Here is a 14,896-nt window from a genome sequence, read left to right as displayed (position 1 = left end):
TTGCCGTTCTTGTCATGCCGCTCTTGTCTTGCCAGTCTTGTATTGCCGTTCTTGTCATGCCGCTCTTGTCTTGCCACTCTTGTATTGCCGCTCTTGTATTGCCGCTCCTGCAGCGCCTTGTTGTCCTTGCGCATGCCTCATTCGCCGCTATCGCGAAGCAGCGCCGCCGCAAGCTCGCCCGCGCGCGAGATCAGCTCGGCCCGCTGCCCGTCGTCGCGCCCGTCCAGCCATTGCCGCAGCTTGGGATGATGCCGCAGCGGCTCGGCCGCTTCGCGCAGCAGCGTCCGCGAGGCCGCCGGATCGGACGCGGTCGCCGCGGAGAGCCGCAGCAGCTCGCCCAAAAACCCGTCCTCCGACGCCATATCCTTCGCTCGCGAATCGCCGCCGGACTCGACCGCGATCCGCTCGACCCAGACCCAATCGTCCCGCTCGTCGGGCTCCCCCAGCCAGTTCCTCAGCTCGGCGGCCCACTCCTCCGCCTCGCCGTCCCGCAGCAGGCGCTCAAGCAGCGCCCCGCTGCCCGTGAGCCGCAGGCGAAGCACCAGAGGTCTGCCTTCGGCTTCGCGACGCGCGTCTTCGGCTGCTTCAAGCAGCCTGTCCTGAAGCGTCTGCTCGCCGTCCTCTTCGCCGATCCGCACCTCGCTGACGAGCCATCTGACTTCCGACAGCTCGCGAAACGCCAGCTCGATACGTCCCTGCTCCGATACGTCGACGCGATAGGCGCCTTTCGGACCCGTTTCCCGGATGCTTCGCCCCTGGATATTGCCCGGATAGACGACATGCGGGTATTCATGCAGCACGCGCCGGTCGTGAATATGGCCGAACGCCCAGTAGTCGAAGCCGGATGCCGCCAGCTCCGCGAGCCTGCAGGGCGCGTAATTGTCGTGCCCTTCCAGGCCGTCGATGTTGCCGTGGAGCACGGCGAGGTGAAAGGGAGCGCCTTCGCGCACCCGGTAGCGCAGGGCCAGATTGTCCTTGACAGCCGACTCCATATACGAAATGCCGTACACATGCGCCGCCAGTTCTCCTCTGCGCGTATAGGCCGGCTGACAGCCGACCTCCTCCGTTCCGAATACGTGCACGGACGCGGGCCAATCGAGCCGCGCGGACCTGCCGCCGGACGGATCGTGATTGCCATGCACGACAAATACCTGCACGCCCGCCTCCGCAAGCCTGCCCATCGCCTTCTGCATGCGCAGCTGCGCGCGAAGCGACCGGTCTGCCGCATCGTACAGATCGCCCGACAGCACCAGGAAGTCCAGCTCTTCCCGCAGCACCGTTTCGACAAGCTTGTCGAGCGCTTTTAAAGTCGAATCTCTAAGCCGCTCGCGGACCGCAGAAGGAACTTTGGACAGTCCGCGGAACGGACTGTCCAAGTGAAGGTCGGCGGCATGCATGAACCGAAATGACGGCTGCATCCTCTCAACTCCGATTCAAGATGGTTATCGGTTCCAGACGCCTCAGGTCGTCTCTTCGACCGGCGGACCGAGATCGATATAAATTTTTTTCAGCTCCTGGATGACGCGGCTCAGCGAATACGTCTTTTTGGCCTTATTCCAGGCGGCGCGCGCCAGCTCGTAGCGATAGTGCGGATCGAGTATAAACTTGTCGATGGCGTCCGCAAGCGCCTGCGGGTCCTCTCCCGGGACGAGCAGGCCGTTGACGCCGTCTTCGATCTGTTCGGCGATGCCGCCGACGTCGGTGCCGATCAGGGAAAGCAGGCAGAGCGCAGCCTCGGCGAACACGGAGCCGAAAGCTTCGGCGCGCGACGGGAGCACGAAAATATCGAAAAACGGCAGCATTTCCTCGGGGTGAAGCATGTAACCGTAAAAAATCGTGTCGTCGTATATGCCCTGCGCCTGCGCCAGGCTCTCCAGCTCGGGACGGATCGGGCCGTCTCCGATAATATGCAGCACGAACTTGCGGTCCCTTTTGCGCAGCTCGGCACAGGCTTTGATGAGCAGGTCGATGCCCTTCGCCGGGACGAGGCGGCAGACCGTGACGATCTGGGCAACCTCGTTGTCGTGGGAGATCGGCTTGAAGCGCCGCTCGTCGTACCCGTTCGGGATGACGCCGATACGCTCGGGACTTTTCATATATGCGCCCATATAGCCGGCGAACGAATGAGACACCGTCAGCATTTTGTCCGTCTTGGCCTCGAGCTCGCCGTATAGCGATGTCAGGAACCGGTGCTCGGGTCCGTCCGCCGCGATGCGTCCGTTCAGAATCAACTCCCGCTCGAAGCTGGAGTGGACGGTCATGACGAGCGGCGTGTCGGGGTAAATCTTCCGCAGCGCGAGCGCCGCGACGGGATGATGGGCATGGATCAAGTCATAGCCGCTTTTCAGCCGCAGCTTCGTCCACCATACGTAATCCTTTAGCGTCTGCATATATTTGTCCACGACCGGGTTGCCCGCATAAAGGCGCCAATCGAACGTATCGAATTCAAACGGTTCCTGCCCCTTGTTCCGGATTCGCTTCGGAATCGAGAACAGCTCTATTTCCCATCCGATCTTGCGGAAACGCTCTCCGATATAAGGCACCATGGAAGATACGCCGCCCGGTTGCTCCGGGGGGAAAAACAGCGCCTGTAAAATATTCATCGGCGATTCCTCCTTATAGCCCTACTATCTCGTATTGTCTAAATTATGATATAGTGGAACATATGTTTCTGCAAGCGAGGGCAGGCGCGGGCGACCCGAAGTCGACGTATCGCCTGCCGAATTGCGGATTCCAGGACCGGACGCAAGGGGATACGCATGGACGTTCAAGACTTCTGGAACAATCGCGAGCTGCTGTTCGCTTCCTCCTCAGCCGCATCCGCCGTGATCATCGGCCTCATGATGTTTATGGCCTACCGGCTGATCGCCGGCAATCGCAGCAGCGCCTTTCGGCTGCTTCTGCTCGCGCTGTCCCTGCTCGCCGTCTATCATGGGCTGGCGCTCGCCGACGGCTTGAACCTAGTGGAGGGGCGGTCGGTTCCCCGGCTTGGCGGCATCCTTTACATCGCCGCCTTCGTCGCGCTTAACTTCGCCTTCTTCGAATTATACTACAGGAAGCGTGCGCGCACGCGAGCCTGGTTTTACGGCTTGCTCGCCGTCGGCGTCACGATCGCGGTATGCAATCTGCTTTCGGCGACGGGAGAGCCTCCCTCGGGGCTTGCTGGGGGATCCGAGAACCGGACGGACCTGCTACTCGCGCTCGAGGACGGCTACGTGCTCCTGCTGTCCGGCCTTTTCGCGGTGATGTTCGCGCCTCATCTCAGACAGCGCACGCGTTATGCCGTCAGTCTTTTCTTCGCTTTTTTCGGCCAGCTCGCTGCGTTTCTGACACGTGATTTTGCCGTTGAATCGCCCGTTCTCGATCTGTTGGCAGCCATTTTGCCCGTATTCTATTATATCGTCCTGTTTATGATTCTTTTCGAGCGAGTCGTCGAGCTGATGCAGACCGCATACCGGTCCTCCATTACGGACGGCTTGACCGACTTGTACAACCGGCGCTTCTTTACCGCCCGTCTGGAGAAGTCGCTGGAGCATGCGGGCCAAGGGGCTGTCGGCGCGATATTTTGCGATATCGACGATTTCAAGAAGCTGAACGATACCAAGGGGCACCAGGCGGCCGATACCGTACTGAAGCAGGCGGCCGCCATTCTCCGCGAGGAGACGGAAGGCATCGGGCTTGCGGGCCGTTATGGCGGCGAGGAACTGGTGGCCTTCGTCCAATCGGCCGCGCCGGACGCTCCCGCCGTCGCCGAGCGCATTCGGAACCGCATCGCCAAGGAGACGATCGTGACCGTAAGCGTCGGGTGCGCGCTGTCGCAGCCGGGCGTCAGGGCCGAGCAGCTCATGAAAAATGCGGACGAAGCGATGTACCGCTCCAAGCGTTCGGGTAAAAATCGCGTAACTTTATACGATCAACTGTAAGGAGTCCATTCATCATGCCAGCTCTGCCTTCAACCTTTGTCGAACGAATCGCCGCCCAATTGGGCGAGGAGACCGGCGCGTTCCTGCGGAGCATGGAGGCCCCGCGTTCCTACGGGCTCCGCCTCCATACGCTCAAGCTCTCCGAGGCGGACGACAACCCGGCTTTGCGATCGCTTGCGGCCGAATTCGGGCTCGTCCCCGTTCCTTGGTGCGGTACGGGCTTCACCTACGACGGCACGACCCGGCCCGGCAAGCATCCGTACCACCATGCCGGCCTCTATTATATTCAGGAGCCGAGCGCCATGATCGCCGCAGAGCTGCTCGACCCGCAGCCCGGCGACATCGTGCTGGACCTGGCCGCGGCGCCGGGCGGCAAGACGACGCAGATCTCCGCCATGCTGCAGGGCGAAGGTCTGCTCGTCGCCAACGAGATCCATCCGGGCCGGGCGCGCATTCTCTCCGAGAACGTCGAGCGGCTCGGCATCGCGAACGCCGTCGTCGTGCAGGCTGCGCCTGGCGAACTGGCGGCGCGTCTGCCCGAGGCCTTCGACAAGATCATGCTCGACGCGCCGTGCTCCGGCGAAGGTATGTTCCGCAAGGAGCCCGAGGCCTGCGCGGAGTGGTCGACGGAAGCGGTGGCCATGTGCGCGGCGCGGCAGCGGGACATCCTGCCTGACGCAGCCGCGATGCTGAAGCCTGGCGGAAGGCTCGTCTACTCCACTTGCACGTTCAACCGCGAGGAGAACGAGGAGACGATCGCCTGGTTTTTGGCCGGACATCCGGCATTCAGGCTCGTCTCTACGAAGCGCATGTGGCCGCAGCGCGGCGAAGGCGAAGGACACTTCGCAGCCGTGCTGGAGAAGGAGGCTGCAACGGAGGATGGTTCCGGCCGGCCGGACAAGGGACGCGCAAAAAGCGCGAAGGCTCCGCGAGCCGACGCTGGCGGCGCTCTCTCCGCGTTCAAGCTGTATGAAGCGTTCGCCGCGTTGTCGCTGCCGGGATATGCGCTGCCGGCCGCGGGCGTACCGCTTCTGTTCGGCGAGTCGCTGTATTGGTACCCGCAGCCCGAAGGGTCCCCGCTTCCGGTTGAATCTCTCGGCGGACTGCGGACCCATCGTCCCGGCTTGCATCTCGGCGACATCAAAAAAGGCAGATTCGAGCCTGCCCATGCGCTGGCGCATGCCGTCCGCGCGGACCAAGCCGCGCTGATTCGCGATTATCCGGCACGCAGCGAAGCGATCGTGGCCTATTTGCGCGGCGAAGCGCTGTTCGACGACCGCGGCACGCCCGCCCTGGGATGGGGGCTTCTCTGCGCGGACGGCTATCCGCTGGGCTGGTTCAAGGCCAGCGGCGGTCAACTGAAGAATCATTATCCCAAAGGTCTGAGGACGAATTAAGACGCCTGCGCCATTAACGGTCCGCGCCCAAATTGAAGGCGATCCGGGCATCTGTCCAATCCGCTACGGCACTTTGTCATACTATACATTATTCCGAGCGGCAACGCGGCAAAGGGAACGAGGTTCCCGCCGCCCCCTCGGAGCCCCCGATTGAATGACAAAGGAGGAATTCGCATGTCCGGTGTTGCAGGTGGCTACGGTTCGTCCGCTGCGTTCGTTCTGGTGCTCTTCATTCTGCTCGTCATTATCCTTCGTGCAGGCTTCTACTGATCTTAAAATCCTTTCGCAAGCCAAAAAGCCGGCCCTCGGGCCGGCTTTTTCACTTTTTTCGCGGCTTTACCGCGATATCGTCGATACGCCTGCCAGACAGGCTTCGAGCACCAGCGCGACGCCGTCCTCGTTATTCGAGGCCGTCACCGCGTCCGCGACGGCTTTGACCTCGGGCGGGGAATTGTCCATGGCCACGCCATATCCCGCATACTCCAGCATGCCGACATCGTTGAAATAATTGCCGATCGCCAGCACCTGTTCGCGCGGAATTCCCCTTTTTTCCGCCCACTGCTTAAGCGCCGTTCCTTTGGAAGCTTCCCTGTGCTGGAGATCGATAAAGTAGTCTCCGCTCCGGATCGTCTGCAGCTCGTGCTGCCATTCCTGCCAATGTCCCTCCAGCTCGTCCAGGTCTTCCTTGGGGGCGAAAAGCGATATTTTGACGGTCCGTTCCGGATACCGATCCTCGCGCGATCTCAAGATCGGCTCGGACAGCATGCGTGCGTACATAGAAGCTGTCTGGTCGTTTAATTGCTCCACGTAGATGTCGAACGCCGTATTTAGATCAAAGTGAATGCCGCGCTCTCTGCACAGCGCCAAATAGCGGTCTATCTCGTCCGCACCGATTGGAGATTCCTGCAAAATTTCACGCGACTCGCCGTCCACGATCGAGGCGCCGTTGTGGGTGATGACCGTCCCGGACAACCCGAGCTGCGCCAGCACCGACAGCGCGCTCGCCGAGCCCCTGCCCGTGCAAAGGACGATCTCCGAGCCTGCCGCTGCAGCCGCGGTTACCGCCTGCTTCACTCTCGGCGTCAGCTCATGGTCGTCGTTAATCAGCGTGCCGTCGACATCCAGCGCGATCAGCTTGTATTTCATTGCTTCGGATCCTCCGTTTTCTTGTAGCTGCGCAAGCGCTCGAGCTCGTCCTCCGTTAATTCCCGCCACTGGCCCGGCGCCAGCGATTCGTCGAGCGGCAGCGGCCCCATCTCGATTCTGCGCAGGTACAGCACTTTTTTGCCGACCGCCTCGAACATGCGTTTGACCTGATGATACTTGCCCTCGGCGATCGTCAGCTCGATCCAGCTCAGAGGCTCGCCTGCAGCGACCGCTTCTTGCCAGCTCGTCCGGTTCGCACGCAGCGCGGGGAACGCGTCGAGCCGTTCGAACGCCTGATCCATCGTGAAAGTAGACGACGCCCGCGCGATGCCCGCAGCGCCTTCGGCCTCCAGGTCCGCTTCATGCTTCGGACTTGCGAGCACGCGCAGCTCTGCCGGTAGCGTCACATAGCCGTCGTCTAGCGTGACGCCTGTAGCGAATGTCGCGATGTCCGCCGAGCCGACTTGACCCGCTACGAGCGCCTGGTAAACCTTCGGCACATGCTTGCGCGGAGACAGCAGCTCGTGGGACAGCTTGCCGTCGTTCGTGAGCAAGAGCAGCCCTTCCGTGTCCTTGTCCAGCCGTCCGACCGGAAAAGGCGTAAATACGCGAAGCGCCTCCGGCAGCAGCTCGAGCACCGTGCGTTCGCGATTGTCCTCGGTCGCGGACACGAAGCCGGCCGGCTTGTGGAGCATGACGTACACCGTATCGCGGTAGACGATACGCTCTCCTTCCAGCACGACCTCGTCCGCATGCGGATCGATCTGCAGGCCCGGGTCCTTGACGCGGACGCCGTTCACGGTCACCGCCCCCTGACGAACGAGCGCCTTCAAACCGCTTCGTGTGCCGTACCCGAGATTTCCGAGCATTTTATCCAGTCTCATTTTTGTTTTCATGGCTTCTCCTTCGATTCCGGCAACGTTTCCGTCAAGGATTGAACTACACCTGCCGCCAGCCCGGCAGCAGTTCGTTTTTTAGCGTCGCTCCGTCCCATCGGCCCCAGCCGAGCGGGCAGCCGTCCAGACAGACCAGCGTCCAGCCCCGCTTGTCCGCAGGCTCGCCGTTCAACCCGGTTACTTTCGCCGGTTCCGGCTGCAGCGTTTCTCCCTTCAAATACCGGATCGCATCCTCTGATTCGCCCGCGAGCTGCAGACTTAGCGCGGCCTGGTGCGGCTTGAGCCCCATGGCGAGCGCTTGCGAGGGCTCGAACCGGTGCCTGGTCGACAAGCCGAGCAGCCAGCCTTCGCGCACGAGGCGCAGCCCCTGCATGCTTCCTGCCGGTTCGGAGACCGCATACACATGATCGCCTTTGATGCGGATCGTTCCGGGTGGTTTCCAGCCAGGCAGGCTTTCCCGTAAAAATGCCTCATATCGCGCGATCGTATCGGATTCGCCGCCCGTCCGATCGTCGAAGCCCTTCGAGCGTCCCCGTCCGGCAGCTTCGGCGCCTCGTCGAACCGCCGTCGTCCGCTTGCCGGGCTTCGGGTCCTTGAACGATGCGCCGCCTGTTTTACCGCCCGCCTTTCGACTTTCCGCAGCTGCGGCTCCAGCCGGCTCGCTCTCCGGCGACGCGCCGGACACCGCCATGCCTGACGGAGCCGCCCGTTCGAGCAGCGCGGCAAAATGGCCTTCGCCCCGCACGCGATGCGGCCACAATCTAATCGTATCGGCTAAGCGCGCCGTTCGGTCAGGACCAAGCGCGGCGGCTTCCTCCGGCGTCAGCCACTCGGGCCTTCCAGGCGCAAAGCCCCATGCCGCGGGCGATTCCGTCGCCACGATCTCGAAGTCCGGATGCGCGGCCAGGAAGCGGGCGATCGTCCCCTCGTTCTCCACGGGAGAAAACGTGCAGGTGGAGTATGCGAGACGTCCACCGGGCGCGACCATTTTGGCCGCCTCCAGCATGATCTCGTCTTGCATGGCCGCGTATCTGGCCGGCGCATCGGCGTCCCATTGCCGGACCATGTCCTCGTCCTTGCGGAACATCCCTTCGCCGGAGCACGGCGCATCCACGAGCACCCGGTCGAACGTCGCGCCGAACGCCGCCGCCAGCTTCGCAGGCGACTCGTTCGTGACGACTGCGCAGCCGATGCCAGCCCGCTCGATATTTTTAGCCAGCGCTTTCGTGCGCTCCGTCGCCAGATCGTTCGTCACGAGCAAGCCCGTGCCGCGAAGCTTGGCAGCCAGCTGCGTCGACTTGCCGCCCGGGGCCGCGCACAGATCGAGGACCCGCTGTCCTGGCTGCGGATCGAGCAGCTCGGCGGGCAGCATCGCGCTCGGCTCTTGAATATAATAGAGGCCTGCGTAGTAATAAGGATGCTTGCCGGGGCGCTCGGTCTTATCCGTATAATACGCGCCTGCCGCCCATGGCACCGGATCTCTGCCCGCAACGAACGACTGTCCCGCGGAAGGCTTGTCCACCGCTTCCTTCTCACCGAAGCCGGTCGATTCGATCTTCAGACCGTTCAGCCTGATCGCCGTTTTCTTGGGCTCGGCATAACTGGCCAGAAAGTCCTCGGCTTCCTCGCCAAGCAGCTCGCGCATCTGATTCACGTATTCCTTCGGCAGCGCCATCGCCGCCTCCTTCTCTCCACTTGCGGGAGCAGCATTTCCGTCATTTTCCGAAATAAAAAGAGAGCCTCCGGACCGCACGCCAGCCGGCCCGAACGCTCTTAAAGCCTTGCTCGGCCATGGGACGACCGGCAGCAGTCTGCCCGCCCGTCGCCACATCGCGGGAGAGCCTCTCATGCTTGCGATGCGGCCGGAACACGCCAGAACGCTACTGGCTGTTGCTCTTGCCCGCCCGGGCGAGCGCGGCTTGGATCTCCTGCGACAGCTCCGCCAGCGCCCACATATCCTCCTGCTCCCACAGCTCGTTGAACCGCAGCTGAAACTGCGCGGCCTCGCGGACGCGGCGGAAAAAATACAGGCCTTGAATATCGTTCAGCACCTTGCGCACGATGCCAGACTTCTCTTCGAAGTCCTGCTGGGCGTCCACGATCTCCTGGCGAATGCTCGACATCTCGCGGTCGAGGGCGTACGCGGCTTCCGCCGCCTTGCGCAGGCGCTCCCGTACGTGCTCCGGCAGCTGCTCGCGGTATTTATAGTTCAGCGAATGCTCGATCGTCGCCCAGAAATTCATGGCGAGCGTGCGGATCTGGATCTCCGCAAGGACCGGCATCGAGCCCAGCGAGGTCTGCACCGGATATTCGACGATGATATGGTAGCTCCGGTAGCCGCTGTCTTTATAATTCGTAATATAATCCTTCTCGTAGACGAGCCGCAGATCCTTGCGAATGCGGATCATGTCCGCGACCCGGTGAATATCCTCTACGAACTGGCACATGATGCGAATGCCGGCGATATCCTCGATGCCCGTCTCGATCTGGTCGATCGGAACGCTGAGCCGCTTCGCCTTTTCCAGGATGCTCGAGATCCGCTTGACCCTGCCGGTCACGAACTCGATCGGCGCGTATTCGTCGCGGGCCTTCAGCTCGGTGCGCAGCGACTTCAGCTTGATCTTAAGCTCCTCAACGGCCTGCTGGTAGGGCAACAGGAACTTGCTCCAGTCTCTTCCGTCCATACGTCTACGCATCCTTTCCTGCCGCATTGCCGCGCTATCGTATTCCTTTGCTAGCGGATGCCGCTGCAGCTGCCTTCAACGCCGGTGATCGGCGCCGACCGCCTGGGTGATCCGGGTGAATCCGTCCTGCCGGAGCAGACGCTTCAAGCCTGTCGCGATCTCCTTGACGACGCCGGGGCCTTTGTAGATCAGCGAAGTGTATACTTCCACCAATGATGCGCCGGCACGAATCTTGTCATAGGCGTCCTGGGCCGTGAAAATGCCGCCCGACCCGACGATCGGCAGCCGGCCTTCGGTCATGCGGTAAAGGGAACGGATCACTTCCGTGGACCGCTTCGTGAGCGGTCGTCCGCTTAGGCCGCCGGTCTCTGTCTTGTTCGCGTGCGTAAGACCCTCCCGGCCGATCGTCGTATTGGTGGCGATAATGCCGGAGATGCCGCTCTCCAAGATCGCCTGCGCCATATAGGACAGCTGCGCCTCGTCGTTGTCCGGCGCGAGCTTGACGAGAATCGGCTTGGGCAGCTCGCCGTGAGCGGCGGACTGGGTCTCCATCTCGTCCTTGACTGCGGCCAGCAAGTCGCGCAGCTCGTCGCCGTGCTGAAGCGCCCGCAGATCCGGGGTGTTGGGCGAGCTGATATTGACGACGAACAGATCGCCGTAAGGATACAGCTTGGCCAGACAAGCCCGGTAATCGGAGGCCGCATCTTCGTTCGGCGTCGCCTTGTTTTTGCCGATGTTCACCGCCAAAGGGACCTTGTGCTTGCCAAGCCGCGCGAGCCGCTCCGCCATGGCGTCGGCCCCCTCGTTGTTGAAGCCCATCCGGTTGACGAGCGCCTCGTCCGGCGGAAGCCGGAACAGGCGGGGGCGGTCGTTGCCCGGCTGCCCCTTGGGCGTCACGGTTCCGACCTCGAGGAACGACAGGCCGATGCTGCCGAAGCCGCGGACGGCCTTCGCGTTTTTGTCTAAGCCCGCCGCAAGACCTACGGGATGGCGGAACTGGAAGCCGAGCAGATCGACGGCCAGCTCCGGCGACTCCGAGACCCCCCATATGCCGGATAACAGGGCCGGCACGCCCGGGATCCGGGAAGCGGCGCCCATGCCGTCGACCACGAGGTGGTGGGCGTCTTCGGGATCCATTTTGAAAAACAGGGGTTTAACCCACTTGTACAAGCGTTTCAGCATCCTTTCAAATCGCGGCGTCAAACGGTTCAGCCGCATAAAACCCTCGCGTATCAGTTTAGCCTTTTCTGCGCCAAAAGAAAAGGGAATATCGCCCTCGCGGGCAACCGTTTCGTCTGGCGTTTTAAAGATCAAGCGTTTACAATAGTAGCATATGCCGATTATGTAAAATGGAAAGGTTGATTCCCATGAGCGCGCCAAAAAAACAAGCACCGATTCACCGCAAACCCGAGGTCAAGGAGCAGGTCAACAAGCGCGGGATCATCATCGCGGGAACCGTTTTTGGCGTCATCGTCATCGCGGTGGCCGTTCTCCTGATCGTTAATCCATAGGAGCGGCCGTTAATTCAGCCATTCGTATTTTTTGGAGGGGTTGGTCTCGTTCTGCGCAGGCTTCAGCTTGAAGCGCTTTTCCGGCGCGCGCAGCTCGACGGGCAGCCCCCCTTTGCTTATCGTCACCTTTGTGCCGATCTGCACCAGATCGAACAACTCCTCGACGTCTTCCTTGTTCATCCTCGCGCAGCCGTGTGATTCGTCCTTGCCGACGCTCGAAGGCTCGTCCGTGCCGTGAATCGCATACAGCGTATCCGACAGCGTCATCCCTCTGCTTCCGAAGGCTCCCGTCGCGCTGCCGTTCGGATTTCTCACTTTTTCCGTAATGACGAACGTTCCTTCCGGCGTTGGCGTATCCTTGGCGCCCAGACCGACCTCATAATTGCGCAGCAGCACGCCGCCGCTAATCACGGCCAGCCGATGTCTCGTCTTGTCGATGACGATCTCGATCGGCTGCTCCGCAAGCGACGCCAGCTCGCCTGCAGGCGTACCGTTGCCTGCGGCAGGTCCCGTCTCGTTCGGCCACCCCGCTTGCGCGCCCGCTGGCGCCGTCTTAGCCGCGAGCGCGTCCGACAGCTCGCCGAACCATGCCGTCTGCTCGGCATTCCAGCCCGACATCGTATTGGCGGGGTATGCCGCCGCCAGATTCTTGGGCGAAGCCGGCCACTTGCCCGTACGCTGCTTGTAGGCGATCATCGCCGACCGCAGCACCAGTTTGCTCTCCTGCAACGGCTTCCAGGCCGCGATTCGCGCAGCCGTCGGCTTGGCGTCCTGGGCCGTGCCGCATGGACACCAGCCGGAATCGTACCAATCGACGCTCGCCGCAGCCCGGTCTGCAGGCGCCGCGACTTGTGCGATAGGCGCGCCGGCCTTCACCCAATCGATCCACTTACCCAGCCGCGGCGACTTGAACAAGAGCGATGGGCCCGCTTGATCTTGCGCGGTGAGCAGATTTCCTAGAATGGCCTGCCCTGCGCCGTCGCGCTCGGCTGCCGCCGCCATCAGGCCGGCCGGCTTCGCCGATCCGCCGCCTCCGCCGCCCTGCGCGGCCGTGCCGCCTTTCCCTGCGCCTGCTTGATTCGGCGTAGGCGAAGCCGCCCCTTGCGACGGCTGGCCTCCCGTTTGCGCGGATGGCGCGGCCTGTTCGCCGCCCGCAAACGCCGACTTTTCCGGCGCCGACGCCTGCTCTGCGTAGACAAACACGCCTAGCGCGAGCAGGACCGCTCCAGCTGCGGCCGCGATCCATCCGGCCCGCCGCCTGTCGCCGGAGCCCGTCTTGGCATCGTTACCAAGCCCCGCGGCGCCTTCTCCCGTGTTCAACTGCGGGCTCTTCTTGGACTCGAACGCCTCGTACACGGGGCCGGCTTGCGCAAAGCAGTAGTTCGCCTTCGCCTCCTGGCCGCGGGACAGGTATTCCTTTCCGAGCAGATACCAGGCCATTTGGTTATTCCCGTGCTTAAGCAAATAATCCTTGATCGGGAGCGCATCGTGCACATCCGGTCCGAGCTCGTAGAACTGTTTGATTTGCTCTTCGAGACGGTCGTCGTTAGACATTATTTTTCCCTCCCTGCTGCGGACGCTATCGTTAATGTCGGTGCGAAGGCGCGATCGCATTAGCCTTGAGGCGGCGTCGGTCTCCGCGCCGGCTAAAAAGGACCGTACGTCAGCGGCATGCGCTGCGGACGGTCCCATGTGAAGCGGCGTTTAAAACGTTTTGTTGCGGATGATGACGGCCTGTACGGTCGCGTCCCATTGAATGTCGAGATCGCCCTCCGTGGCGAAAAAGCGCACCGGCACGTAGAAGCTGCCGTCCTTGAGCACCGGCGCGGCGTTAAGCGTGAGCTCGGACTTTAAACCGCCGCTGCTCTTGGCGACTTTTTTCTGCCCGTTCGTTACCGAATAGACGACATCGCCCTTGGTCAGCTTGCCCGATTTGGTCTTGGCATCGTACGTCACCGTAAATCCCGTCGCCTGGCCGACAGCCCGCAGCGGCAAATAAGTCGCGCCGCCGGATACGAAGGCAGGCTTGTCCGACCGGAGCTGCGAGCCGTTCAGCAGCGTCTTGATCGCGCCGTCCTTTTTCAGTCCTGCCGCTCCTGCGTACTTTTCGAGCCGCCGGATTTTGTTGCCCGACTCGTCCGCGATCGCGAGGCTTCCGTCCGGCAGGACGGCGACATCCGTCGGATGATCGAACTGCGCCGCGTAGAGGACGCCGTCGGCCGCTCCCGGCTCCGTCGCTTCGCCGGCCAGGGTCGTCACCTGTCCGCCCTTGAGCAGCCTTATGACATGGTTCAGGCTATCCGCAATAATAAGCGTCCCGTCCGCCGAAATCGCGAGGCCTTCGGGCGCGTCGAACCGCGCCGCAGCGGCTGCGCCGTCCAGATAATCTCCATCGGCATACGGGCTGTCGGCGCCGAGTGCCGGCGCCGTCCCGGCGACCGTGCTGACTGTGCCCGCGGCGAAGTCGATGTAGCGGATCCGTTGATTGCCGCGGTCGCTCACATACAGATTGCCTTGGGCGTCGAGCGCCAGTCCGCTCGGCTCGTTGAACTTGGCCGCTGCCAGAGGGCCGTCCGCATAGTCTCCGAAGCTCTCTGCCGCGCCAGGCAGATACTGGCCGACGCGGGTCGAAGGCGCGTTCAGCGTCGTAACGGTGCCGTCCGCCGCGATCTTGCGGATCGCATGGTTCAGCGTATCCGCCACGTATACATTGCCTGCGGCGTCGACGGCGACATCGGACGGCGCGTAAAACGCAGCGGCGCTACCCTTCCCATCGGCCGAGCCGGCCAAGCCGCTGCCGGCCAGTGTCGTCACTTTGCCGTCAGGCGAGACCTTGCGAATCGCATTGTTGCCTGCGTCCGCAACATAGGCGCTGCCTGCCGCATCGAAAACAATGCCGAGCGGCTGGTCGAACAGGGCGCGGTCGGACAGGTCGTCGTGATAGGATCCCGTCGGCAAGCCGCCTTCGTCGGAGCCGGAGAAGTGCCCGGCATATGTAGCGAGCGCATCCGAAGCGAGCAAGCGGATCAGGTGATTCCCGCTATCCGTTACAGCCAGGCTTCCGTCCGCGCGAACTGCGATCGAGTGAGGCTTGAATAACGTTGCCCGTGCAAGCGGGCCGTCTTGGCTTCCCAATTCGGACTGGCCTGCCCAGGTACGAACCTCGTATAGACCGCCCGATTGAAGCCAGCCCGTATCCGCCGCGAACGCGGCTCCCGGTACGGTCAGGCTAAGTACGAGCGCCGCCGCGGCGCCGGCCGTTTTACGATTCCATGCTTTCATTTTCATTCTCCTTCATAGGCTACTCGATCTATTGCATCCGTTAATTCCTATTCTATA

The 14,896-nt window shown here is 62.3% G+C and carries 13 protein-coding genes; 4 read left to right on the top strand and 9 right to left on the bottom strand.

Going from position 1 to position 14,896, the window contains the following annotated elements; translation table 11 throughout:
- Positions 1 to 137: 137 nt before the first annotated feature.
- Together KB449_RS08250 and KB449_RS08245 are read right to left on the bottom strand one after the other, a co-directional pair.
- Positions 138 to 1,418, bottom strand: coding sequence for a metallophosphoesterase family protein (locus KB449_RS08250; protein ID WP_282907917.1), 1,281 nt, complete (start codon positions 1,416 to 1,418; stop codon positions 138 to 140).
- Positions 1,419 to 1,460: 42 nt separating this feature from the next.
- The gene (locus KB449_RS08245) at positions 1,461 to 2,603 is read right to left on the bottom strand and encodes a glycosyltransferase family 4 protein (RefSeq protein WP_282907916.1); all 1,143 of its coding nucleotides are present in this window, start codon (positions 2,601 to 2,603) and stop codon (positions 1,461 to 1,463) included.
- Between the two features lie 156 nt (positions 2,604 to 2,759).
- On the opposite strand from KB449_RS08245, the gene KB449_RS08240 reads away from it, so the two are divergent.
- The 3 genes from KB449_RS08240 to KB449_RS08230 all read left to right on the top strand — a co-directional run bounded on the left by KB449_RS08240 (position 2,760) and on the right by KB449_RS08230 (position 5,590).
- A complete protein-coding gene (locus KB449_RS08240; RefSeq protein ID WP_282907915.1) occupies positions 2,760 to 3,923 on the top strand; it encodes a GGDEF domain-containing protein in 1,164 nt (387 codons plus the stop codon).
- 14 nt (positions 3,924 to 3,937) lie between these two features.
- A complete protein-coding gene (locus tag KB449_RS08235; RefSeq protein WP_282907914.1) occupies positions 3,938 to 5,320 on the top strand; it encodes an RsmB/NOP family class I SAM-dependent RNA methyltransferase in 1,383 nt (460 codons plus the stop codon).
- A 174-nt stretch (positions 5,321 to 5,494) separates the two neighbouring features.
- The gene (locus tag KB449_RS08230) at positions 5,495 to 5,590 is read left to right on the top strand and encodes a YjcZ family sporulation protein (protein ID WP_282907913.1); all 96 of its coding nucleotides are present in this window, start codon (positions 5,495 to 5,497) and stop codon (positions 5,588 to 5,590) included.
- Positions 5,591 to 5,656: 66 nt separating this feature from the next.
- On the opposite strand, the gene KB449_RS08225 is transcribed toward KB449_RS08230, so the two are convergent.
- The 5 genes from KB449_RS08225 to KB449_RS08205 all read right to left on the bottom strand — a co-directional run bounded on the left by KB449_RS08225 (position 5,657) and on the right by KB449_RS08205 (position 11,228).
- Positions 5,657 to 6,466 (bottom strand): Cof-type HAD-IIB family hydrolase, encoded by an 810-nt coding sequence (locus KB449_RS08225; RefSeq protein ID WP_282907912.1) that lies wholly within the window; start codon positions 6,464 to 6,466, stop codon positions 5,657 to 5,659.
- Positions 6,463 to 7,362: a pseudouridine synthase gene (locus KB449_RS08220; RefSeq protein ID WP_282907911.1), complete on the bottom strand. Its 900-nt coding sequence runs from the start codon at positions 7,360 to 7,362 to the stop codon at positions 6,463 to 6,465. The genes KB449_RS08225 and KB449_RS08220 overlap by 4 nt, the downstream gene beginning before the upstream one ends.
- Before the next feature lie 43 nt (positions 7,363 to 7,405).
- Positions 7,406 to 9,037 (bottom strand): RsmB/NOP family class I SAM-dependent RNA methyltransferase, encoded by a 1,632-nt coding sequence (locus KB449_RS08215; protein WP_282907910.1) that lies wholly within the window; start codon positions 9,035 to 9,037, stop codon positions 7,406 to 7,408.
- Positions 9,038 to 9,242: 205 nt separating this feature from the next.
- Positions 9,243 to 10,046 (bottom strand): GTP diphosphokinase, encoded by an 804-nt coding sequence (gene yjbM / locus KB449_RS08210; RefSeq protein ID WP_282907909.1) that lies wholly within the window; start codon positions 10,044 to 10,046, stop codon positions 9,243 to 9,245.
- Between the two features lie 75 nt (positions 10,047 to 10,121).
- Positions 10,122 to 11,228, bottom strand: a complete 1,107-nt coding sequence (locus tag KB449_RS08205) for a quinone-dependent dihydroorotate dehydrogenase (protein WP_282907908.1) — start codon at positions 11,226 to 11,228, stop codon at positions 10,122 to 10,124.
- Between the two features lie 185 nt (positions 11,229 to 11,413).
- Between KB449_RS08205 and KB449_RS08200 the strand changes: the two genes are divergently transcribed.
- A complete protein-coding gene (locus KB449_RS08200; RefSeq protein ID WP_282907907.1) occupies positions 11,414 to 11,557 on the top strand; it encodes a hypothetical protein in 144 nt (47 codons plus the stop codon).
- A gap of 9 nt (positions 11,558 to 11,566) precedes the next feature.
- On the opposite strand, the gene KB449_RS08195 is transcribed toward KB449_RS08200, so the two are convergent.
- Both KB449_RS08195 and KB449_RS08190 read right to left on the bottom strand, forming a co-directional pair.
- Positions 11,567 to 13,111 carry a L,D-transpeptidase gene (locus tag KB449_RS08195; RefSeq protein ID WP_282907906.1) on the bottom strand — a complete coding sequence of 515 codons (1,545 nt, stop codon included), beginning with the start codon at positions 13,109 to 13,111 and terminating at the stop codon, positions 11,567 to 11,569.
- A 150-nt stretch (positions 13,112 to 13,261) separates the two neighbouring features.
- On the bottom strand, positions 13,262 to 14,839 hold the full coding sequence (locus tag KB449_RS08190) for a stalk domain-containing protein (protein ID WP_282907905.1): 1,578 nt from the start codon (positions 14,837 to 14,839) through the stop codon (positions 13,262 to 13,264).
- Positions 14,840 to 14,896: the final 57 nt, after the last annotated feature.

It is taken from the genome of Cohnella hashimotonis (assembly GCF_030014955.1).
In the GTDB taxonomy this organism is placed as follows: Bacteria; Bacillota; Bacilli; order Paenibacillales; family Paenibacillaceae; genus Cohnella; species Cohnella hashimotonis.
The sequence above is the reverse complement of the archived record's forward strand: the minus strand, read 5'-3'. Positions and strand labels throughout refer to the sequence as shown.

Bases quoted from the DNA above. Each gene is read 5' to 3' on its own strand.
- KB449_RS08200 (WP_282907907.1), top strand. From the start codon at position 11,414: ATGAGCGCGCCAAAAAAACAAGCACCGATTCACCGCAAACCCGAGGTC.
- KB449_RS08245 (WP_282907916.1), bottom strand. From the start codon at position 2,603: ATGAATATTTTACAGGCGCTGTTTTTCCCCCCGGAGCAACCGGGCGGC.
- KB449_RS08195 (WP_282907906.1), bottom strand. From the start codon at position 13,111: ATGTCTAACGACGACCGTCTCGAAGAGCAAATCAAACAGTTCTACGAG.
- KB449_RS08190 (WP_282907905.1), bottom strand. From the start codon at position 14,839: ATGAAAGCATGGAATCGTAAAACGGCCGGCGCCGCGGCGGCGCTCGTA.
- KB449_RS08230 (WP_282907913.1), top strand. From the start codon at position 5,495: ATGTCCGGTGTTGCAGGTGGCTACGGTTCGTCCGCTGCGTTCGTTCTG.
- KB449_RS08220 (WP_282907911.1), bottom strand. From the start codon at position 7,362: ATGAAAACAAAAATGAGACTGGATAAAATGCTCGGAAATCTCGGGTAC.
- KB449_RS08205 (WP_282907908.1), bottom strand. From the start codon at position 11,228: ATGCTGAAACGCTTGTACAAGTGGGTTAAACCCCTGTTTTTCAAAATG.
- KB449_RS08225 (WP_282907912.1), bottom strand. From the start codon at position 6,466: ATGAAATACAAGCTGATCGCGCTGGATGTCGACGGCACGCTGATTAAC.
- yjbM (WP_282907909.1), bottom strand. From the start codon at position 10,046: ATGGACGGAAGAGACTGGAGCAAGTTCCTGTTGCCCTACCAGCAGGCC.
- KB449_RS08215 (WP_282907910.1), bottom strand. From the start codon at position 9,037: ATGGCGCTGCCGAAGGAATACGTGAATCAGATGCGCGAGCTGCTTGGC.
- KB449_RS08235 (WP_282907914.1), top strand. From the start codon at position 3,938: ATGCCAGCTCTGCCTTCAACCTTTGTCGAACGAATCGCCGCCCAATTG.
- KB449_RS08250 (WP_282907917.1), bottom strand. From the start codon at position 1,418: ATGCAGCCGTCATTTCGGTTCATGCATGCCGCCGACCTTCACTTGGAC.
- KB449_RS08240 (WP_282907915.1), top strand. From the start codon at position 2,760: ATGGACGTTCAAGACTTCTGGAACAATCGCGAGCTGCTGTTCGCTTCC.